The organism is Streptomyces sp. NPDC001135, from assembly GCF_053598395.1.
Genome location: NZ_JBSFKD010000005.1, coordinates 171087 through 191969, shown reverse-complemented (window position 1 = coordinate 191969; position 20883 = coordinate 171087). Strand labels below are relative to the sequence as shown.

At 72.6% G+C, this 20883-nt stretch carries 17 protein-coding genes; 8 read left to right on the top strand and 9 right to left on the bottom strand.

The features are described 5' to 3' along the window. Window positions 1–41: 41 nt before the first annotated feature. Together ACWC94_RS09420 and ACWC94_RS09415 are read left to right on the top strand one after the other, a co-directional pair. The gene (locus ACWC94_RS09420) at window positions 42–1379 is read left to right on the top strand and encodes a 6-phospho-beta-glucosidase (RefSeq protein WP_450795884.1); all 1338 of its coding nucleotides are present in this window, start codon (window positions 42–44) and stop codon (window positions 1377–1379) included. A gap of 49 nt (window positions 1380–1428) precedes the next feature. Beyond that, complete coding sequence (locus tag ACWC94_RS09415; RefSeq protein ID WP_450795883.1) at window positions 1429–4488, top strand: glycoside hydrolase family 38 N-terminal domain-containing protein; 3060 nt, start codon at window positions 1429–1431, stop codon at window positions 4486–4488. Between the two features lie 286 nt (window positions 4489–4774). Here the strand turns inward: ACWC94_RS09415 and ACWC94_RS09410 are convergent, their stop codons facing one another. Together ACWC94_RS09410 and ACWC94_RS09405 are read right to left on the bottom strand one after the other, a co-directional pair. Continuing rightward, a complete protein-coding gene (locus ACWC94_RS09410) occupies window positions 4775–6460 on the bottom strand; it encodes a carbohydrate binding domain-containing protein (protein ID WP_450795882.1) in 1686 nt (561 codons plus the stop codon). Window positions 6461–6680: 220 nt separating this feature from the next. Further along, entirely contained in the window at window positions 6681–7790 is a 1110-nt protein-coding gene (locus ACWC94_RS09405; RefSeq protein ID WP_450795881.1) for an ATP-grasp domain-containing protein, read from the bottom strand. A 237-nt stretch (window positions 7791–8027) separates the two neighbouring features. Here ACWC94_RS09405 and ACWC94_RS09400 point away from each other — a divergent pair, with 237 nt between their 5' ends. Together ACWC94_RS09400 and ACWC94_RS09395 are read left to right on the top strand one after the other, a co-directional pair. Then, on the top strand, window positions 8028–8933 hold the full coding sequence (locus ACWC94_RS09400; protein WP_450795880.1) for a metallophosphoesterase family protein: 906 nt from the start codon (window positions 8028–8030) through the stop codon (window positions 8931–8933). Further along, window positions 8881–9561: a 4'-phosphopantetheinyl transferase family protein gene (locus ACWC94_RS09395; protein WP_450795879.1), complete on the top strand. Its 681-nt coding sequence runs from the start codon at window positions 8881–8883 to the stop codon at window positions 9559–9561. Before ACWC94_RS09400 ends, ACWC94_RS09395 begins: the two co-directional genes overlap by 53 nt. A gap of 49 nt (window positions 9562–9610) precedes the next feature. Here the strand turns inward: ACWC94_RS09395 and ACWC94_RS09390 are convergent, their stop codons facing one another. From ACWC94_RS09390 to ACWC94_RS09380, 3 genes are all read right to left on the bottom strand, one after another. Continuing rightward, window positions 9611–9838, bottom strand: coding sequence for a hypothetical protein (locus tag ACWC94_RS09390; RefSeq protein WP_450795878.1), 228 nt, complete (start codon window positions 9836–9838; stop codon window positions 9611–9613). Between the two features lie 214 nt (window positions 9839–10052). Then, a complete protein-coding gene (locus ACWC94_RS09385; protein ID WP_450795877.1) occupies window positions 10053–10610 on the bottom strand; it encodes a toxin-antitoxin system, toxin component in 558 nt (185 codons plus the stop codon). Window positions 10611–10624: 14 nt separating this feature from the next. Beyond that, entirely contained in the window at window positions 10625–11281 is a 657-nt protein-coding gene (locus ACWC94_RS09380) for a helix-turn-helix domain-containing protein (RefSeq protein WP_450795876.1), read from the bottom strand. 240 nt (window positions 11282–11521) lie between these two features. Here ACWC94_RS09380 and ACWC94_RS09375 point away from each other — a divergent pair, with 240 nt between their 5' ends. From ACWC94_RS09375 to ACWC94_RS09365, 3 genes are all read left to right on the top strand, one after another. After that, window positions 11522–12193 carry an MmyB family transcriptional regulator gene (locus ACWC94_RS09375; RefSeq protein WP_450795875.1) on the top strand — a complete coding sequence of 224 codons (672 nt, stop codon included), beginning with the start codon at window positions 11522–11524 and terminating at the stop codon, window positions 12191–12193. A 447-nt stretch (window positions 12194–12640) separates the two neighbouring features. After that, window positions 12641–14689, top strand: a complete 2049-nt coding sequence (locus tag ACWC94_RS09370; protein WP_450795874.1) for a phosphocholine-specific phospholipase C — start codon at window positions 12641–12643, stop codon at window positions 14687–14689. A gap of 66 nt (window positions 14690–14755) precedes the next feature. After that, window positions 14756–15622 (top strand): phospholipid scramblase-related protein, encoded by an 867-nt coding sequence (locus tag ACWC94_RS09365; RefSeq protein ID WP_450795873.1) that lies wholly within the window; start codon window positions 14756–14758, stop codon window positions 15620–15622. 108 nt (window positions 15623–15730) lie between these two features. Here ACWC94_RS09365 and ACWC94_RS09360 read toward each other — a convergent pair whose 3' ends face one another. Together ACWC94_RS09360 and ACWC94_RS09355 are read right to left on the bottom strand one after the other, a co-directional pair. Then, window positions 15731–16732 carry a hypothetical protein gene (locus tag ACWC94_RS09360; protein ID WP_450795872.1) on the bottom strand — a complete coding sequence of 334 codons (1002 nt, stop codon included), beginning with the start codon at window positions 16730–16732 and terminating at the stop codon, window positions 15731–15733. Next, a complete protein-coding gene (locus ACWC94_RS09355) occupies window positions 16729–17529 on the bottom strand; it encodes a phosphatase PAP2 family protein (RefSeq protein WP_450795871.1) in 801 nt (266 codons plus the stop codon). Before ACWC94_RS09355 ends, ACWC94_RS09360 begins: the two co-directional genes overlap by 4 nt. Window positions 17530–17744: 215 nt before the next feature. Between ACWC94_RS09355 and ACWC94_RS09350 the strand changes: the two genes are divergently transcribed. Next, window positions 17745–18359, top strand: a complete 615-nt coding sequence (locus ACWC94_RS09350; RefSeq protein WP_450795870.1) for a TetR/AcrR family transcriptional regulator C-terminal ligand-binding domain-containing protein — start codon at window positions 17745–17747, stop codon at window positions 18357–18359. 149 nt (window positions 18360–18508) lie between these two features. On the opposite strand, the gene ACWC94_RS09345 is transcribed toward ACWC94_RS09350, so the two are convergent. Next, window positions 18509–19546 (bottom strand): DUF2510 domain-containing protein, encoded by a 1038-nt coding sequence (locus ACWC94_RS09345; protein ID WP_450795869.1) that lies wholly within the window; start codon window positions 19544–19546, stop codon window positions 18509–18511. 166 nt (window positions 19547–19712) lie between these two features. Then, window positions 19713–20882: an anhydro-N-acetylmuramic acid kinase gene (locus ACWC94_RS09340; RefSeq protein WP_450795868.1), complete on the bottom strand. Its 1170-nt coding sequence runs from the start codon at window positions 20880–20882 to the stop codon at window positions 19713–19715. Window position 20883 lies beyond the last annotated feature (1 nt).

The following is a 20883-nucleotide window of genomic DNA, read 5'->3' as shown; positions in this document are numbered from 1 at the left end:
GCCGGGGTGGTCGTGGCGGGACTTCCGGGAAGGGTGCAGACGTGAGGCTGACGATCCTGGGCGGCGGCGGATTCCGTGTGCCGCTCGTGTACGGTGCCCTGCTGGCCGACCGCGCCGAAGGGCGGGTCACCGAGGTCGTCCTGCACGACCTGGACGACCGTCGACTGTATGCGGTAACCCGTGTACTGGATGCACAAGCCGCCGGCCACCCCGACGCACCCCGGGTGTCCGCCACCACCGACCTCGACCGGGCGCTCGCCGGCGCCGACTTCGTCTTCTCCGCGATCCGCGTCGGCGGCCTGGCGGGCCGCGCCGACGACGAGCGGGTGGCGCTCGCCGAGGGGGTGCTCGGCCAGGAGACCGTCGGCGCGGGCGGCATCGCCTACGGCCTGCGCACCGTCCCCGTCGCCGTCGACATCGCCCGGCGCGTGGCCCGCCTCGCCCCGAACGCCTGGGTCATCAACTTCACCAATCCCGCCGGCCTGGTCACCGAGGCCATGTCGCGGCACCTCGGCGACCGCGTCATCGGCATCTGCGACTCCCCCGTCGGCCTCGGCCGCCGTATCGCCCGCGTCCTCGGCGCCGACCCGGCGGAGGCCTTCGTCGACTACGTCGGCCTCAACCACCTCGGCTGGGTACGGGGCCTGCGCGTCGCCGGACGCGACGAACTCCCGCGCCTGCTCGCCGACCCCGCCCTGCTCGGCTCGTTCGAGGAGGGAAGGCTGTTCGGCGTCGACTGGCTGCAGTCGCTCGGCGCGATCCCCAACGAGTACCTGCACTACTACTACTTCAACCGGGAAGCCGTACGCGCCTACCAGGAGGCCGAGCAGACCCGGGGCGCCTTCCTGCGCGACCAGCAGGCCCGTTTCTACGCGGAGGCCCTGCGCACGGACCGGTCCGCCCTGGACGTGTGGAACGGCACCCGCGCCGAACGCGAGGCCACCTACATGGCCGAGAACCGGGAGAGCGCCGGCGCGGGGGAGCGCGAGGCCGACGACCTGTCCGGCGGCTACGAGAAGGTGGCGCTGGCGTTGATGCGGGCCATCGCCCGGGACGAGCGGACCACACTGATCCTGAACGTGCGCAACCGGAGCACCCTCTCGGTGCTCGACGCCGATGCCGTCGTCGAGGTGCCGTGCCTGGTCGACGCGGGCGGCGCCCGTCCGGCCGCCGTCACCCCGCTGTCCGGTCACGCCACCGGGCTGGTCTGCTCGGTCAAGGCCGCCGAGCGCGAGGTGCTCGCCGCCGCCGAGTCCGGATCCCGGCAGACGGCCGTGAAGGCCTTCGCGCTGCACCCGCTGGTCGATTCGGTCAACGTGGCCCGCAGGCTGGTCGAGGCGTACACCGAGGTCCATCCTGGCCTGGCGTACCTGAAGTAAGCGTTTCCCCAGCGTCTTCTGATTTCCCCAGCGTCCTTGGGAGACCGCCATGCACGACGAACGCCGCCGGATCGAGGAGCGCGTCGCACGCCTCCACCACCAGCGCATCAGTCCCGCGATCTACGCCGCCGCCGTCCCCCTGGAGGTGGAGGCCTGGCAGGCCCCCGGGGAACCGGTTCCCTTCGAGGAGGCCGCAGTCGCCCCGTACACGCCCTTCGCGAGGGACACCCCCTGGGGGCCGCCTTGGGGGACGACCTGGTTCCGGATGCGGGGCCGGGTGCCCGCCGGGTGGGCCGGCAAGAGGGTGGAGTCGGTCATCGACCTCGGCTTCGTCGGTGACTGGCCCGGCAACCAGGCCGAGGCGCTCGTCCACCGCGCCGACGGCACCCCGCTGAAGGCGGTCAACCCGCTCAACCAGTATGTGCCGGTCGCCCGCCCGGCGGCGGGCGGGGAGACGGTGGAGTACCTCGTGGAGGCGGCCTCCAACCCGGACGTCCTCGCGAACGGCTTCGCCGGACCGACCCCGCTCGGCGATGTACGGACGGCAGGCGACCGTCCACTGTATACATTCCGCCGCGCCGATCTCGCCGTACTCGACGAACAGGTCTGGCACCTCGACCTCGACCTCCAGGTGCTGCGCGAACTCATGGCGGAACTCGGCCGGGACGACCCGCGCCGGCACGAGATCACGCATGCCCTGGACCGGGCCATGGACCTGCTCGACCTGGACGACGTCTCCGGCTCGGCCCCCGCCGTGCGCGACGCCCTGCGCCCGGTGCTCGCCAAGCCCGCCCACGCCAGCGCGCACCTCGTCTCCGGTGTCGGCCACGCGCACATCGACACCGCCTGGCTGTGGCCGATCCGCGAGACCAAGCGCAAGACGTCCCGGACGTTCGCCAATGTCACCGCGCTCGCCGACGAGTACGAGGAGTTCGTCTTCGCCTGCTCCCAGGCCCAGCAGTACGCGTGGGTGCGCGACCACCACCCGCAGCTGTGGGAACGGATCAGGGAAGCCGTGGCGAAGGGCCAGTGGGCGCCCGTCGGCGGTCTGTGGGTGGAGGCCGACGGCAACCTGCCCGGCGGTGAGGCCCTCGCCCGCCAGCTCGTGCACGGCAAGCGGTTCTTCATGGAGCACTTCGGCATCGAGACCAAGGGCGTCTGGCTGCCGGACTCCTTCGGCTACACCGCGGCCTACCCGCAGCTGGCCCGGCTCGCCGGGAACGACTGGTTCCTCACCCAGAAGATCTCCTGGAACCAGACCAACACCTTCCCCCACCACACCTTCTGGTGGGAGGGCATCGACGGCACCCGGATCTTCACCCACTTCCCGCCCATCGACACCTACAACGCCCGCTTCAGCGGCGAGGAACTGGCCCGGGCCGTCCGCAACTACGCCGAGAAGGGCGGTGCCACCCGCTCCCTCGCCCCCTTCGGCTGGGGCGACGGCGGAGGCGGCCCCACCCGGGAGATCATGGAACGCGCCCGCCGTCTGAAGAACCTGGAGGGCTCGGCGAAGGTCGAGATCGAGCACCCCGACGCGTTCTTCGCCAAGGCCCGAGCGGAGTACCCGGACGCCCCCGTCTGGGCGGGCGAACTGTACCTGGAGCTGCACCGCGGCACCTACACCACCCAGGCCCGCACCAAGCAGGGCAACCGGCGCAGCGAACACCTGCTGCGCGAGACCGAGTTGTGGGCCACCACGGCCGCCCTGCACGCGCCGGGCTACACCTACCCGTACGAGAAGCTGGACCGCCTGTGGAAGACGGTCCTGCTGCACCAGTTCCACGACATCCTGCCCGGCTCCTCCATCGCCTGGGTGCACCGCGAGGCCGAGGCCGAGTACGCCCGGGTCGCCGAGGAGTTGCAGGTGCTCACGGGCGAGGCGATCGCCGCGCTGGGCACCGGCGGGCCCCGCGTGTTCAACGCCGGCCCGCGCGAGCGCGTCGAGGTGGTCCGCACCCCCGGGGGCGCACCGGTGTATGTGAAGGTGCCCGCGAACGGCTCCGCGCCCCTCACTGCGGCCGAACCCCCGCATCCGGTCACGGCCGGCGGGCGCACCCTGGACAACGGGATCGTCCGTGTACAGGTGGCGGACGACGGAACACTGTCGTCTGTATACGATCTGCGGGCGGGTCGCGAAGTCCTCGCCGGCCAGGGCAATCTGCTCCGCCTGCACACGGACCTGCCCAACTGCTGGGACGCCTGGGACATCGACAAGCACTACAGGAACCGGTACACCGACCTGCTGGAGCCCGACTCGGTCACCCTGGCCGAGGACACCCCGCTGGTCGGCGCGATCCGCGTGGTCCGCTCCTTCGGCAAGGGATCCCGGATCACCCAGACGATCACCGTCCGGGCCGGCAGCGCCCGCATCGACATCGGGACGGACATCGACTGGCACGAGACGGAGAAGATCCTCAAGGCGGGCTTCCCCGTCGACCTGCGCGCCCCGCACTCCTGTGCCGAGATCCAGTTCGGTCACGTCCAGCGGCCCACCCACACCAACACCAGCTGGGAGGCGGCACGTTTCGAGGTCTGCGGGCACCGCTGGGTGCACATCGCCGAACCCGGCTACGGAGTCGCCCTCATCAACGACTCCACCTACGGCCACGACGTCTCCCGTACCGTCCGCGAGGACGGGGGTACGACCACCACGGTCCGGCTCAGCCTGGTCCGTGCCCCGCGCGTGCCCGACCCCGGGGCGGACCAGGGCCGGCACCGCTTCACCTATGCGCTGCTGCCCGGCGCGAGCGTCGAGGACGCGGTGGCCGAGGGCTACGCCCTCAACCTCCCGCTGCGTGTGGCCAATTCGGCGGGCGAGCCGGAACCGGTCGTCTCCGTCGAGGGGGAGGGGGTGACCGTGGAGGCGGTCAAGCTCGCCGACGACGGTTCCGGTGACGTGGTGGTACGGCTGTACGAGTGCCGGGGCGGCCGGGCCGCCGGCGTGCTGCGCGCCGGGTTCCCGCTGGCCGGTGCCGAGGTCACCGATCTGCTGGAGCGACCGCTGGCCGACGCGGAAGCGCGCCCCGACGGCTCGGTCCCGGTCGCGCTGCGGCCGTTCCAGATCCTGACGCTGCGGCTGCGGCGGGTCCGGGCGAGCCGGTCGTAGGCCGCGCGGTTGGGGCTCGCGGACGCCGGACGGGCGGCATCGCATCGCGTTCCTGCCCCCGGAGCCGGCCGGTCGCCCCCCGTGACCGCGACCGACCGGCCCGTTCCCCCGTGGGGCCGCCCCCTGTGGGCCCCCGTTCCCCCGTGGATTCCCCCGTTGCTCCCCCGTGGGTTTTCTGTTCCTGTCATGGAGAGCGGCAGGGACCCGCTCTGATACACCCCGCGGAAAAAAATGTCGCGGAAAAAATGTCCCCCGGTTCCAGGACCGGGGGACACCGAGGGTGTGCTCAGCCGGTGAACCCGGCCGTGATCGAGGTGAACTGCCAGGTGTTCTGGCTGATGCCGGAGCAGTTGCTCACCACCCCGCCGCCCGCGCAGGGCCGGTCCCGGTTGACCGACCAGAAGGCGAGCCGCGCGATGTGGCGGGAGTTCGCCCAGTCCCGGATCTGTGTCCAGATCGCCGGCGTGGTCGTCTCCTGCTGGTCCGACAGGCCGTTCATGCCCGAGATGCCGATGTGGGTGTAGGCGGTCGCGTCGTCCCAGCCGAAGGTCGACTTCAGCTTGTTCTTCAGGCCCTCCGCGGCGTTCACGGTGGTGCCGTACATGTCCGAGCCGCCGCCGAAGTCGAACGGCATGATCGTGAACACGTCGATGCCGGCGCCGAGCGACTGCGCCTGCTCGATCAGCCGGTTGCCGTAGTACGTGGGTCCGGTGGTGGAGGTGCCGAAGGTGACGATGGTCTTCAGGCCGGGGTTGTTCGCCTTGACCGTCTTCAGCGCGGTGAGGATCTTCGCCTGCACGGCCTCGTTCTCGAACTCGTCGGAGTTCTCGATGTCCATGTCGACGGCTTTCAGGCCGTAGGCGTCGATCACCTTCTGGATGGCGCCGGCGAGCGCGGCGGCGGAGGAGCAGTGGGCGCCGAGCTTGCTGCCCTGCCAGCCGCCGAAGGACGGGACGATGTCACCGCCGGCGGACCGGACGGCGTTGACGGCGCTCTGGTCGGCGCCGCCGGTGAGCGGCCGGCTGCCGTCCCAGGCCGGGGTGCAGCCACCGGAGTCCAGCACGAACGCCATCGTGAACCACTTGATCCCGGTCGCGCTCATCACCGTCGTCGGGCTCGGCGGGTCGCCCCAGCCCTCGTACAGATAGGGCGCGGCCTGTGTGAACCCGGTGCCGCCGCCGCTGCCCGTGCCGGTCGTCACGGTCACGGAGCCGGAGGCCCCCGAGACGTTCCCGGCCGCGTCGTGCGCCTTCACCGTGAAGGTGTACGACGTGCCGGGCGACAGCCCGCCGACCGTGGCGGACGTGCCGGGGACGGTCAGCACCTGGTGGGGGCCGCTGGAGATGTCGTATCCCGTCACGCCCACGTTGTCCGTGGCGGCGTTCCACTTCAGCGACACGCTCGACGAGGTCGTGCCGGTGGCGGTGAGCCCGGTGGGCGCGGTCGGCGCCTGGGTGTCCCCGCCGCCTCCGCCGCCCGGCCCGTCCAGGCCGATGTCGTCGGCCCAGTACGTGCCCTGGGCGTACCAGCCGTGGACATAGAGGGTGGCGCTGGTCTGTGCGGCACCGGTGGTGAAGGAGACGCTCAACCGGCTGTACGCCGACGGCGACGTCGTCCAGGTCGAGGCGCCGCCGCTCACGCCCAGGTACACGTAGCTGCCGCGTACCCAGCCGCTGAGGGTGTACGTCGTGTTCGGCTGGACCGCGACCGTCTGGCTGCACTGCGCGTCGTCGCTGTCGGTCACCGCGCCCTGCAACGCCTTCGCGCCGCTGTGTACGGGGGAGGAGACCACCGAGCCGAGGCTGCCCGTGCAGGTCCAGGGGGAGAGGCCACCGGACTCGAAGCCGGGGTTGGACAGGAGGTTGGCTGCCTGAGCGGTACCCGGAAGGGCGACGGTCCCGCCGAGTGCGAGGGCGACGGAACCGAGCAGGGCGAGAAGCGGACGTCTGGAACGTCCGAGTGGATTGCGCACGCGATCTCCCTGTGGGGATGGGGTGGTGGGAGTGCACGGCTGTGCGGAGGTGCGCCAACGAATTTGGTATGGACCAATCGGGCTGTCAAGGGGGCCCGCACCCGGAAGGGGGCCCGCACCCGGAAGGGCCCGCACCCCGAAGGGGCGCGGGCCCGTACCGACTTGGGGCTCCGCCGCGTGGGCCCGCGAAGCCATGGACGAGCCGCGCCCGGCGTACGGCCTAGAGCGGCAGTGCCTCCACCGCGGAACCCGCCTGCGCGGGCAGCGCCGGCAGGGTGATCTCCGCCTCCCGCTGCCGGGGAAGTGACGTAGGCGCGACCGGCCGGGGCCCCGCGACCACCGTGTAGTCCGGTCCCAGGAAGGGGGGCTCGATGACCCCGGGGTCCTCGCCCAGCGCCAACTGCACCGCGGCCCACGGCGCGTTCACCCCGCACAGCGACAGCTGATGCAGACCTCCGGAGGGCCGTGTGTTCACATCCAGCAGCACCGGCCGGTCACCGAGCATGCGGAACTGGATGTTGGACAGGTGGTGCACCCCGAAGCCCTCCACGATCAGCCGGGCAGGCTCCAGCCACCGTTCGTCCAGGGTGAAGCCCCGACGGCGGCCGTTCTTGGTGCGGCCCACCGCGAGCCGCAGCCGGTTGTCCGGTCCGGTCAGGCAGTCCACGGACACCTCGGGCTGCTCCAGGCGCGGCATCACCAGCCAGTCGACCGGCTCCTCGGCCCGTCGCAGCGCCTCGACCACCAGGTCGAGCTGGACGTACGGGCTCGGGAAGCCGGCGAGGTCCGCCAGCGAGAACGGGGCGCGAGTGATCATCCGGAAGCCGACCCCGCCGGCACCGGCGGCCGGCTTGACGCACGGCCTGTGCCCGGCGGCCTCCAACTCCTCGACGGCCGCCAGGAGTTCGTCCGCGGTGCGCACCCGCCGCCACGGCGGCACCGGGACCCCCACCGAGCGGACCGCCTCGTACGCGGTCGCCTTGTCCTCGAACACGGCCAGCGCCTCGGGGGTCGGTGCCAGCAGCGCCGTACCGGCCGCCGCGAACTCCGCGCGGTGCGCCACGATCGCCCTCTGGTGCAGCCGGGGCACGAACACGTCGATGCCGCGCCGGACACACTGGTCGAGGGCGTACTCGACGTACCCGGCCGGGGACAGGCCCTCCGGCTCCAGGCCGGCGGTGTCGGCGGCGGCCAGGACGGGGGAGTCGGGGTCCCCGTGCGTGGCATGGATCTCCACCGCGCGGTCGCTGGGATTTCTGCGCAGCTGATCCATGAAGAACACGTTCTCCGCGTACGTGCGGTTGAGCCAGACGCGTACGCGAGAGAGCATGCAGGCCGCCTTTCGGGGTTTTCGGGCAGGGCTCAGCGGCCCGTGCCCGGGCAGGAGGGAGGAAGGGACACCAAACAACCCTGCGGAAAGGGGGGGTTGGGGTGCTGGCGCCGGGGCGATCATACGGCTTTCAAGAGCCCCCGCGTGCAACGCGAGTATTACGGAATTGCGGCTTGCTCAGCTGTCCGGGAATGTGTTCTTGTGGTCCAGGCAGAGGATGATCGGAAGGGGTGCGGGGTGGAGCACACGGCCGGTGCCGGACAGCTGCTGGCCATCAGCGACCTGCACATCACCTATCCGGAGAACCGTGCCCTGGTCGAGGACATGCGGCCGACGAGCGACGCGGACTGGCTGATCGTGGCCGGTGACATCGCCGAGACGGTCGCCGACATCCGCTGGACCCTCGAGAGGCTGGCGGGCCGCTTCCGCAAGGTGCTGTGGGCACCCGGCAACCACGAGCTGTGGACCCACCCGAGGGATCCCGTCACCCTGCGCGGTGTCGCCCGCTACGAGCACCTGGTCGAGCTGTGCCGGGAGCTGGGCGTCGTCACCCCCGAGGACCCGTACCCGGTGTGGCAGGGTCCCGGCGGCCCGGTCGCCGTCGCCCCGCTGTTCCTGCTGTACGACTACTCGTTCCTGCCCTCCGGCTGCGCCACCAAGGACGAGGGCCTGGCCTACGCGCACGGCACGGGCGTCGTCTGCAACGACGAGTACCTGCTGCATCCCGACCCCTATCCGACCCGTGACGACTGGTGCCGGGCGCGCGTCGCCGAGACCGAGCGCAGGCTCGCCGCGCTCCCCGCGGACCTGCCGGTCGTCCCGGTCAACCACTATCCGCTGCACCGGCATCCCACCGAGGTGCTGTGGTATCCCGAGTTCGCCATGTGGTGCGGCACCGAGCTGACGGCCGACTGGCACCGCCGGTTCCCCGTCGCCGCGATGGTCTACGGCCATCTGCACATCCCGCGCACCACCTGGCACGACGGAGTCCGCTTCGAAGAGGTCTCCGTAGGCTATCCCCGCGAATGGCGCAAGCGCCCGGAACCGCCGGGCAAGCTCCGCCGCATCCTGCCGATGGAGGTCGAAACCGGTGATCGAGGAGCTGCTCCCGGAGTCGGTCGTGGCCGTGGAGGCACACGGTGACGACCCGCTGTGGGACGCCCCGCTCTACCCCGAGGAGGCCGTGCTCGTCGAACGCGCGGTGGACAAGCGCCGCCGCGAGTTCGCCGCCGTACGCGGCTGCGCCCGGCAGGCCATGGAGAAGCTGGGCGTGCCGGCGCAGCCCGTTCTCACCGGCGAGCGGGGCGCGCCGCACTGGCCGGCCGGTCTGCTCGGCAGCATGACCCACTGCGACGGCTACGGTGCCGCCGCCCTGGCCCGCGCGGGCGACCTGGCCTCCCTCGGCATCGACGCGGAACCGCACGGTCCGCTCCCGGACGGCGTCGGCCCCGCGGTCTTCCTGCCCGCGGAGGGTGAGCGGCTGACCCGGCTCGCCGGGCGGCGGCCCGCCGTGCACTGGGACCGGATCCTGTTCAGCGCCAAGGAGTCCGTCTACAAGGCGTGGTTCCCGCTCACCCGTCTGTGGCTGGACTTCTCCGAGGCCGACATCACCCTCCACCCGGGCCCCGGTGACGTGTCGTACGGCACCCTGCGCGCCGAACTCCTCGTCCCCGGGCCCCGGGTCGGCGACCGCCGGCTCCAGGTCTTCGACGGCCGGTGGGTCGTACGCGACGGACTGGTCGCGACCGCCGTGGTCGTCCCGCACCCCTGACGCCCCGGCCCGGGGCGGCGGGTGAGCGTCGGCCTGGCCGGACGTCCGCTCAGGCCGGCGGGCACCAGTCGCGCAGCAGACGGAAGAACTCCTCCTCGTTGCCCGCGAGACCCGCGTGCGCCAGGGCCCGTTCCGCCTCGGCCAGCACGGCGGGCGGCACGACGGCGGGCCGGCCCTGGTCCGGCGGCCCGTCGAAGGCGGCGCGCACCGTGTGCAGCAGCCGGAGGTAGGCCTGTACGGCGGTGCGCTCACGGTCGGTCAGTACGGCGGTGGGCATCGGTCGGCTCTCCCCGGGTAGGCGTCACGGTCGGGCGCCCTGCGGCGCCGCGCGCCGCGCAGTACGGCGCACCCCTCCAGCTTGCCGTCCACCACTGACAACGCCGTTCGTCTCCGCGCCGGTTCGCCCGCTCAGCGGAGGCGGGGGAACCAGCCACGCCCAGGAGCGCGTGCGGCCGGCGCACGTCCCGGGTGCCGCGGCGAACGCCCTCGGGTCAGCCCTGTGTCCCCGAGTGGTACCCCAGGGACGCCTCGATGCGCCCGACCACGTCGTCCCGCTGCACCGGACCGCGCGCCGACCCGGCCAGCCAGGTGCGGCACTTGCTGGCCAGCAGCAGTCCGAAGGTCTCGGCGTCCCGCTCCTCGGCGAGGTCGAAGCGGGTCCGTGCCGCGACCCGCTGCACCGTGGCCTGGAGCGCGTCCTGGTCGGTGTCGTCGTACAGCAGCCGCGTGGCGACCCCGATGCCGTCGACGTGGTGTCCGCGGTGGTCGGCCTGCATGTGCCACAGCTCGTGCCCGAGGATCACCAACTGGTGGTCGGGCGCGGTGCGTTCCTCGACGACGACGAGGTCGCGGTCGGTCAGGTCCAGCCACAGCCCGCTCGCCGTGCCCGGCGGGAAGGCGGCGGCCCGGAAGTGCACCGGCCGGCCGCGGCGGCGGCTCATCGCCTCGCACAGTGCGCGGTACAGCTCCCCCGGCGGTGCCGGCACGGGCAGCCTCAGCCCGCTCGCCAGCTCGTTGCACAGCCGGCGCATCTCCCTGCCGATGCCCACAGTCCTCCCCCGGCTCACGACTCGGGCCGTTTGACGCTCTCCAGGAGCATGTCGAGCCACTCCGCGACCTTGTCCCGGTGCTGGTCGGTGGGCAACTGCGCGGCACGCCAGGCGATGCCCCGCACCCCGTGGTCCTGCAGCAGCCGCTCCAGCGGATCCTGGTCGGCCCCCGCGGCGGCCCGCTCCCGGTCGGCGAGTTTCTGCAGCAGCTCCTGCTCGGTGCGCTGCAGCGCACCGGCCAGCGCCTCGGGGTCCTCCGCGGTGAGGAAGCCGGCGTGCACCCGGAAGAAGCGCTGCAGCGCGTCGCAGTGCTCCATGGTCGGCCGCCGGTCGCCGTTGATGAGGGCGCCGGCCTGCTGCCGGGACATGCCCGCGCCGTCGGCGATCTCCTGCTGGGTGTACTTGCGGCCGTTGGATTTCAGCCGCGTGCGCCGCAGCAGGCCCAGGCGCTGCAGGAAGCGGGCCTGGACGTCCGGTTCCCCGGCCGGCCGACCGCTGAGCAGGGCCTTGACCACCGCCTCCGGCACACCGCAGGCCACGGAGAGCCGCCCGACGTCGAAGACCTCGGCCTGCGGCACGCCGAGCCGGTCGGCGAGTGCGGTGACGCGGGCGACGACGGCCGGCAGCTGGGCGGTCGCCGTGGCGCCCGGATCCTCGTAGCCATCCGTCACCGACAGAACTCCTACGTCTCTCGAGGGCTTCAGATGTGTCCGTGCTTCTCACGAGCGATCGCCGTGAACTTCCCGGAGAGTAGCGGGTGCCTCGAACTCACATCCAGGTGTCGCCACAACTGTGGCGAATTTCAGCCGTCAACGGGCGTGGAATGCCACGATAGTTGACACGGTCTTGCCGGGGGCCGCAGGATCGCAGAGCCGCGTGAAGGCGGCAGAGGCAAGAGGGGTGACCTCCCGATGGCACATCAGGCAGGAGGGCGGCGGCCGGCACCGCGGCCCGTCCCCGAGACCTGCGAGACCCAGGCGTACGTCCAGGACTACGCCCTACTGCTGGAGGCCCTCGCCTGCCCGTCCCTGGTCGTCGACCACCGCTGGGACGTGGTCATGGCCAACGGCGCGTTCGAGACACTTTTCCGCGGGGTGCGCCGGCACGCGTCGGCCATGCCCGGGGACAACTTCCTGCGGTTCGTCCTGTTCCACCCGGACGCGGGCGACGTCCTCGGCGAGCACGAGCAGGGCTGGTGCCTGCCGATGCTGGCCCATCTCAGGTCCGCCCTGGAGACGTACGGCCACGACCACGAACTCCAGGCGATCCGGCGGGACATCGCCCAGGACCCGCTCATGGAGGCCGCCTACCGGCAGGGCCTGCCGCACTGGATCCGGGCCGTGGGGGAGACGGCGACCCGGCTCGACGGGGCCGTGCGGCTGGTGGTCCATCCCGACCCGCGCCGCGGCCCCACCGAGTGCCGCATCGTCGAGGAGACGCCGGAGGTCCTGCGCGACCTCGGCTACCGGAGGCTCTCGCTGGTCCTTCGTGAGAACCGCCGGCCCGCAGCACCCGCGCGACGCCCGCGCCGGCCGCGTGGCCCGGCGGGGCACCTCACGGTCGTGCGCACCCCCGAGGACTGACCCGGCACCGCCGGCGTTCAGGTCGCCGGCGGCGCCGGGCCGGAGGAGGAACGCCTCCCCCAGGGGTGCGGGGAACCGCGCGCGGTCCTGACGTGCCCGCGTGCCGGCCGGCCCCGAGGGTGTCCACCGGTTCGGCGAAGCCCCCGGCTCGCCACGGTCCTGTACGCGCAGGGCGAACGGCACCGCGCCGGAACCGGGCCGCTCCCTCGTGCGGCCGGTCACCCGGCGGTCCGAAGTCGCCCGCCCCCCTTAGGGGTTGGCCTCGACGGCCGGCGCGTCCCGTGTCCCCTCGGCGCGCACCTCACGGACCGCCGAGTTTCACACAGGCGCCACCAGACCCTTCCCTGACGTTTGCTGCTCTTGGAACACTCGCTCCGCGCAGATTCCGTCATTTGAACGGCATCACGGCGGCATCCCGTACGTCAGGACGAGAGGACCCTCACACCCATGGCCGAAGTCAACCGGCGCCGTTTCCTCCAACTCGCGGGCGCCACGACCGCGTTCACCGCGCTCTCCAGCAGTATCCAGCGCGCCGCGGCCCTGCCCGCGCACCATCGCACGGGGACGGTCCAGGACGTCGAGCACATCGTCGTCCTCATGCAGGAGAACCGATCCTTCGACCACTACTTCGGCACGCTCCGCGGCGTCCGCGGCTTCGGCGACCCCCGTTCCGTCACACAGAACGGCCGGTCGGTCTGGAAGCAGTCCGACGGCACGAAGGACGTCCTGCCCTTCCACCCGGACGCCGACGACCTCGGTCTGGCGTTCATCCAGGACCTGCCGCACGGCTGGCAGGACACGCATGCCGCCTTCAACGGGGGCAAGTACGACGCATGGGTGCCCGCCAAGGGCACCACGACGATGGCCTACCTGACCCGCGAGGACATACCGTTCCACTACGCGCTCGCCGACGCCTTCACCCTCTGCGACGCCTACCACTGCTCCTTCATGGGCTCGACCGACCCGAACCGCTACTACATGTGGACGGGTTACGTCGGCAACGACGGCAAGGGCGGCGGCCCGGTCCTCGGCAACGACGAGAAGGGCTACGGCTGGACGACGTACCCCGAGCGCCTGGAGCAGGCCGGCATCTCCTGGAAGATCTACCAGGACGTCGGCGACGGCCTGGACGCCGCCGGCGGCTGGGGCTGGATCAACGACGCCTACCGCGGCAACTACGGCGACAACTCGCTGCTCTACTTCAACCAGTACCGCGACGCCAAGCCCGGCGACCCGCTGTACGACAAGGCCCGTACCGGCACCGACGCCAAGAAGGGCGAGGGCTTCTTCGACCAGCTGAAGGCCGACGTCAAGGCCGGCAAGCTGCCGCAGGTGTCCTGGGTGGTCGCCCCGGAGGCCTTCACCGAGCACCCCAACTGGCCCGCCAACTACGGGGCCTGGTACGTCTCGCAGGTCCTGGACGCGCTCACCGCCGACCCCGAGGTGTGGGGGAAGACGGCGCTGTTCATCACCTACGACGAGAACGACGGCTTCTTCGACCACGTCGTCCCGCCCTTCCCGCCGTCCTCCGGCGCGCAGGGCAAGTCGACCGTGGACCCCTCGCTCGACCTGTACAAGGGAGACGCGAGTCATGTCGCCGGCCCCTACGGGCTCGGCCAGCGGGTGCCGATGCTGGTGGTCTCACCGTGGAGCAAGGGGGGTTACGTCTGTTCGGAGACCTTCGACCACACCTCGATCATCCGGTTCATCGAGCGCCGCTTCGGCGTGCACGAGCCGAACGTCTCGCCCTGGCGCCGCGCCGTCACCGGCGACCTGACCAGTGCCTTCGACTTCTCCCGCAAGGACACCAAGCCCGTGGTGCTGCCGTCCACGGCCGCGTACGAACCGCCGGACCACGATCGCCACCCGGACTACGTGCCCAAGCCGCCCGCCCACCCCTCCCTGCCCAAGCAGGAGCGCGGCAGCCGGCCCACCCGCCCGCTGAAGTACGCCCCGGTGGTGGACGGTTCGGCGGACCCGGCGGCAGGCACCCTCACGCTCACGTTCGCCTCGGGGGCGCACGCGGGCGCCGCCTTCCTGGTGACCTCCGGGAACCGCACCGACGGCCCCTGGACCTACACCACCGAGGCCGGCAAGTCCCTCTCCGACACCTGGAACTCCGCCTACTCCGGCGGCGTCCACGACCTCGCCGTGCACGGCCCCAACGGCTTCCTGCGCGTCTTCAAGGGCAAGGGCAGGGCGGCGGGTCCGGAGGCGACCGCCCGGCACGCGGGCGGCCACCTGGAACTCACCTTCACCAACAAGGGTTCCGGCACGGTGAAGCTGAAGCTCGTCAACGGCTACGGCGGCAGCCCGGCCACCGTGACCGTACGGCCCGGCGCGACCGTCAGGCACACCGTCGACCTCACGGCGAGCAAGCGCTGGTACGACGTGACGGTCACCTGCGACGCCGACCCGGCCTTCCTGCGGGGCTTCGCCGGCCATGTCGAGAACGGGCGACCCGGCGTCAGCGACCCGGCCATCGCCGCGGAGTGAACGGGCGATGAACACCGCTCCGTGCGGACTGGTCAGGTACCGGTCACATCAGGGTAGTGTGCCCCGGTGACCACGCAATCGAACACTCCTGCAGGCTGGTACCCGGATCCGCACGGAGCGCAGCAGACGCTCCGCTACTGGGACGGCGCGCAGTGGACCCAGCACACCAACCCGGCGCAGGCGCCCGCCGGTCAGGTCCCCCAGCAGCAGGCCGCTCCGCAGCAGCAGGCGGCTCCCCAGCAGTACGGCGCCCCGCAGGCGCAGGCCGCCGACCCCAAGGTGCAGCGCCAGGTGCAGCAGCAGGCGGGGGTCGCGGCCGGCGGCCCCGGCGGCGGCACCCTCTTCACCGAGCCCGTCCTGGTGGTGAACCAGAAGGCCAAGCTGATCGAGGTGACCAACGAGTACAAGGTCATGGATCAGAACGGCCGCGACATCGGCTCGGTCACCGAGGTCGGCCAGGGCGTGCTGAGGAAGATCTTCCGTTTCGTCTCCAGCTGGGACCAGTTCCTGACCCACAAGCTGGAGATCCGGGACGCCTACGGCCAGCCGCAGCTGCTGCTGACCCGGCCCGCGAAGATCTTCAAGTCGCGGGTCGTCGTGACGCGCCCGGACGGCTCGCCGGTCGGTGAGATCGTCCAGCAGAACATGATCGGGAAGATCAACTTCGCGATGAACGCGAACGGCCAGCAGGTCGGCGCGATCAAGGCGGAGAACTGGCGGGCGTGGAACTTCGCCATCGTCGACCACGCCGACAACGAGGTGGCCCGGATCACCAAGACCTGGGAAGGCCTCGCCAAGACGCTCTTCACGAGCGCGGACAACTACGTCCTGCAGATCCACTACCAGCTGCCCGAGCCGCTGCTGAGCCTCGTGGTGGCGACGGCCCTGACCGTCGACACCGCGCTGAAGCAGGACTCGCGGGGCTGGAACTGAGCGGGCCCCGACGGGGAGAACGGCACACGGGGAGTACGGCGACGGCGGCCGGTGCATGCGCAGCTCGCGCGCACCGGCCGCCGTCACGTGTCCCCGGAGCCGAGGCGGTCAGAGCGCGGTGAGGTGCCCCGGCTGTCCCGGCTGTCGGGGCACCAGCGCCGGTTCGGCGGTCGCCGTGCCGGGCTCCAGGGCGAGAACCGCGGCCACGGGGTGGTCGTCGCCTTCGATCACCGGCGGCACCGGCTGCACCGGCGGTACTGACGGCACCGGCGGTACTGACGGCACGGGGTCCGGTGCGACCCGGGTGAGCAGGACCACGCCGCAGGACGCCAGGCCCGCACCGGCGAGGGCCAGCAGGAGGCCGGCCGGGCCGCCCTGGAGGCCCTGGCCGAGCAGGGTGAGCCCGATGACCGCGGCGGCCACCGGGTTGGCGAGGGTGACCACCGCCAGCGGCGCGCCGAGGCCGCCGCGGTAGGCGGCCTGGGACAGCAGCAGGCCCCCGACGGCGAACGCGGCGACGAGCACGGCGACGACGACCGCGTCGGTGCGCAGGCCCGGCCCGGTGCGGCCGGTGGCCGCCACGGTCACCGTCTGGGTGAGCGCCGAGGCGACACCGGAGGCGAAGCCGGACGCCGTCGCGTGTCTGAGGCCCGGACGGGCGCCGGGCCAGGAGAGCATGCCGATGGCGGCAGCGGTCGTACCGGCGACCGCCAGCGCCTCGGTCAGGCTCAGCACCCGCGCGGGCGCCGGACCGGAGGCGGTGACGAGCAGCGCGGCGAGCCCGAGCAGTGTCAGCGCCGTACCCCGCCACTCCGCCGTGCTGACCCGGCGCCCGGCCGCCCGCGCCCCGAGCGGCACGGCCGCGACCAGGGTGAGCGCGCCCAGCGGCTGGACCAGCGTGAGCGGGCCGTACTTGAGGGCGACGACGTGCAGCAGGGCGGCGGCCGCGTTCAGGCCGACCGCCGACCACCAGGCGCCGGTGCCGAGCAGCCGCAGCAGGCCGGTGCCGGTGGTGCCGGAGGCCAGGCGCTCCTGGGCGACGGCGGCCAGCGCGTAGGCGACGGCCGAGACGAGGGAGAGGGCCACGGCGGCCAGGGCGGCGGCGCTCATCGGCCCGCTCCCGCGAGGGCGTGCTCGCGCGGCGCGAGCCGGCCGGTGCCGCGGCCCGCCGCGGTGGCCGTCCGGTGCGGCGGCCGGACCACGGCCAGGGTGATGCCGAGCATGGCCGTGGCGACCAGTGCGTCGAGCCAGTAGTGGTTCGCCGTGCCCACGATCACCAGCAGGGTGATCAGGGGGTGCAGCAGCCACAGCGGGCGCCACCGGGACCGGGTGGCCGCGAGCAGGCCGACCGCGACCATGAGCGCCCAGCCGAAGTGCAGCGACGGCATCGCCGCGAACTGGTTGGACAGGTGGTCGCTGGACGGCGGGCCGTACACGGACGGGCCGTACAGGCGGGCGGTGTCCACCAGGCCGGTGCCGGTCAGCATCCGCGGCGGGGCGAGCGGGAAGGTGAACGGCAGCACCAGGGCGGCCGTGGTGACGATCGCGAGGACCCGGCGGGCCCACACGTAGTGCGCGGGCCGCCTGAGGTAGAGCCAGACCAGGAAGGCGAGCGTCGCCGGGAAGTGGACGGTGGCGTAGTAGGTGTTCGCGAGGCGGACGAGAGTGTCGCCGTGCAGCAGTACGGACTGCACGGCGGTCTCGCGCGGGAGATGCAGGGTCCGTTCGAGGTCCCACACGCGGTGCGCGTCGCGGAAGGCGCTCCCGGTGTGTCCGACGGCCAGTTGCCGGCCGAGCTTGTAGACGAGGAAGAGTCCCGCGACCAGCAGAAGCTCACGTATCAGTGCCGGACGCGCGGTCGCGTCCGGCCCCGCTTCTGCCTCTGCAGGCTCGGTTCGGGCATTCATCCCCCGGCCCCTTCGCTGACGGTGGTGCGGATGTACTCATCATCGATACGCTGTCGTACCGATACGCCAGTGTACCGATACGGTTCGGTACCGGTACACTGGCGTATCGATTGATGTGCGACACACTGGAGACAGGGTCGGCGGTGCCGCTCGAGCGCTGCTCCAGCGAGCCGGACAGGGATGACCCGCAGGACACGAGTGAGGGGAAGCACCGCATGACGTCGCAGGCCGCGGACGGACCGGAGACGGTCGTCGCCTCGCGCCGCTCCAAGATCACGCCGGAGCGTGAGCGGGAGTTCTTCGACGCCGTGCTGGAGCAGATCCGCGAGTGCGGCTACGAGTCGGTCACCATGGAGGGCGTCGCCGCCAGCACCCGCTGCAGCAAGTCCACGCTCTACCGGCAGTGGAAGACCAAGCCCCAGTTCGTCGCCGCCGCGCTGCGCGCCAGCCGCCGGGTGAGGTTCGCCGGCATCGACACGGGATCGCTCGCCGAGGACCTGCGCCAGGCCGCGCGGGCCGCGGGTGACTGGTCCGGCAAGGACACCAAGCTGCTGCAGGCGCTCGGGCACGCCGTGACGGCGGACCACGAACTGGCGCAGGCGCTGCGCGAGGCGCTGGTGTACCCGGAGGTCGCCGCGTTGCAGGAGATGCTCGCGCGGGGTGTGGCCCGGGGCGAGGTGCGAGCGGACCATCCGGCCCTGGAGTACATCCCCGCGATGATGTTCGGCGTGCTGCGCGTGCGGCCCGTGCTCAGCGGCCAGTACGCCGACGCCGACTACCTCACCCGGTTCGTGGAGGCCACCGTGCTGCCCGCGCTCGGGCTGACGTAGGACTCAGGCCGCCGTTCACGGGATGACTCGACGGCGGCCTGTCCGCGCCGCACCGTGGGGACGGGGGCGGCGCGCACCCCCGGCCGGGTGGGGCTCCTCTTGAGCGGAGGGGAGCCCCACCCGGCCACATCATGTCCGGCGGGGAGGGATCAGACGTCCTGGCCGTTCCCGCCGCCGGACGAGACCTTGATCCCCTTGAGGATCTCGTCGACGACCGACGTCTTGTGCCCGACGTCGATGCCGAAGCGCACCACCACGATCTGCCGGGCGTCGTCGGGTGAGGGGAAGGCGACCGACTCGACGTATCCGTCGGCACCCTTGCTGGTGACCGTCTTCCAGCGCACCAGGTAGCCCTTCTGCCCGGCCACCGTCACCGCCTCGGAGGCCAGCACCTGGTGCGAGGTGATGCTGCCGTAGGTGGTCCCGCCGTAGGACTGCTTGGCGTTGGCCGCGATGTCCGCCTTGGCGACCTGCTCCGCCGTGTCGCCCTTGATGTGCAGCGCCTGGGCCGGAGCCGTGTAGGCACCCCCCGAGGTGCAGGTCTGGGTGGAGTCGCCCGGGCACTTGTAGGAGTCGTCGGAGGTCACCTCCGCGCCGACCCCGATCGTCTGCCCGGTCCAGCCCTGGGGCACCGGCAGGCTGATCCCGTTGACCAGGTCCGGGACCGTGCCGCCGCCCTTGACCTTGGGCGCCTCGGACGGGCCCGGCGACGGCGAGGCCCCACCGGACCCGCCACCGGACCCGCCCGGACCACCGGACCCGCCCGAGCCGCCGGGCCCGCCGCCCTGGCCGCCGTCCTGCCCGCCCGCGGCTCCCTGCCGGGTCCCGGCCCGGTCGGCGCCGCCGTCGTGGTTCCTGGTGAGGGCCCACACGCCCCCGGCGATGCTCGCGAGGACCGCCACCGCCACCGTGACGGCTGTGCCGGTGCGCAGGCGCCGGGACCCGTTCCGGGGCGGAGCGGGGTGGACCGGATACGCCGGATACCCGGGCGGTGCGCCGTAGGCCGGGGGAGCGGAGGGCGCCGCCGGGTGCGCCGGCTGCTGTGTCGGGGGACCCCACGTGGCGGCCGTACCGGCGGCGCGGGTCTGGTCCGTCCAGGCCTTGCCGTCCCACCAGCGCTCGGTGGGCGGACCGTCGTTCGTCTGCCCGGGGTCGGGGTACCACCCGGGGGGAGTCACCTGCGTCATGCCCATACCGTATGAGGCGACGGTGAAAGTGCGATGAGAGGATCCGCACTCCCGCCCTCGGACGGGACGTTTCGCCCCGTCTTTCCTTCCTGTCCCCTCCCCTCCCTGCGGTTCCTCTTCGCCGCGGTCGCCTGTCCGGTTCCCCACGGCCGCCTGTCCGGCCCCCTTACGGCCCCCCGCCCGCCCCCTCCACCACCAGCCGCACCGGCCCGCGTGCCGCGGCCGGCGGCAGCCGGAACCCGTCCCGGCCCGGGGTCAGCGACCCCAGCACGCTCGCACGGCGCGCGCCCGTGCTGCGCGGATCGGTCCCGGGCAGGCCGTGCGCGGTCAGGAAGCCGAGGACCGCGAAGGCGTACGCCTCCTTCGCGGCGCCGGGCAGCCCCAGCTCGTCCGAGGCGCGCACCGCGACGGGTGCGAGCTGCTCCCGGAGCATCCCCGCCAGCACCGGGTTGCGGATGCCGCCGCCGGACGCGATCACCTCGGTGGCGCCGACGGACCGCACGGCGTCCGCGACCGTCCGGGCCGTCAGCAGGGCGAGGGTCGCCAGCGCGTCCTCGGGACGGATGCCGTCGAACAGCCCGGCCGATCGCAGGTACCCGGCGTGGAACACCTCCTTGCCGGTCGTCTTCGGCGGCGCCAGCGCGTAGTACGGCTCCGCGAGCAGCCGGTCCAGCAGCCGCCACTCCGGCCGCCCGCGCCCGGCCAGCGCGCCGTCCGCGTCGTACTCCTCGCGCCCGCCGCTGAACTCCCGGACCGCCGCGTCCAGCAGCGCACAGCCCGGCCCGGTGTCGAACGCCGTCCCGTCCGGCGCCGTCAGATTGGCGATGCCGCCGATGTTCAGAGCCACCGCCCGGCCCGGTCTGCCGCGCAGCCACAGCAGGTCGACCAGGCTGACCAGCGGCGCGCCCTGGCCGCCGGCCGCGACGTCCCGGGCCCGGAAGTCGGCGACCACCGGCAGCCCGGTCGCCTCCGCGATCCACGCCGGCCGGCCCAGCTGGAGCGTGCCGTGCACCCGGCCGCCCTCCGCCCAGTGGTACACGGTCTGTCCGTGCGAGGCCACCAACTCCGCCCGCCCGCCGCACAGTTCCCGGTCCGCCCGGACCGCCGCCGCCGCGAACGCCCGCCCGATGCCCGTGTCCAGCCGGCACACCTCGGCGAGCGGTACGGCGGCCGGCGGCAGCGCCCCGGTGAGCGCCGCGCGCAGACCGGCGTCGTACGGGCTGCTCACCATCCCCAGGGGCCGCAACAGCAGCGTGTCACCGTCCAGCCGGAGCCCGGCCGCCGCCGCGTCGACCGCGTCGTACGACGTCCCCGACATCAAACCGATCACCAGCATC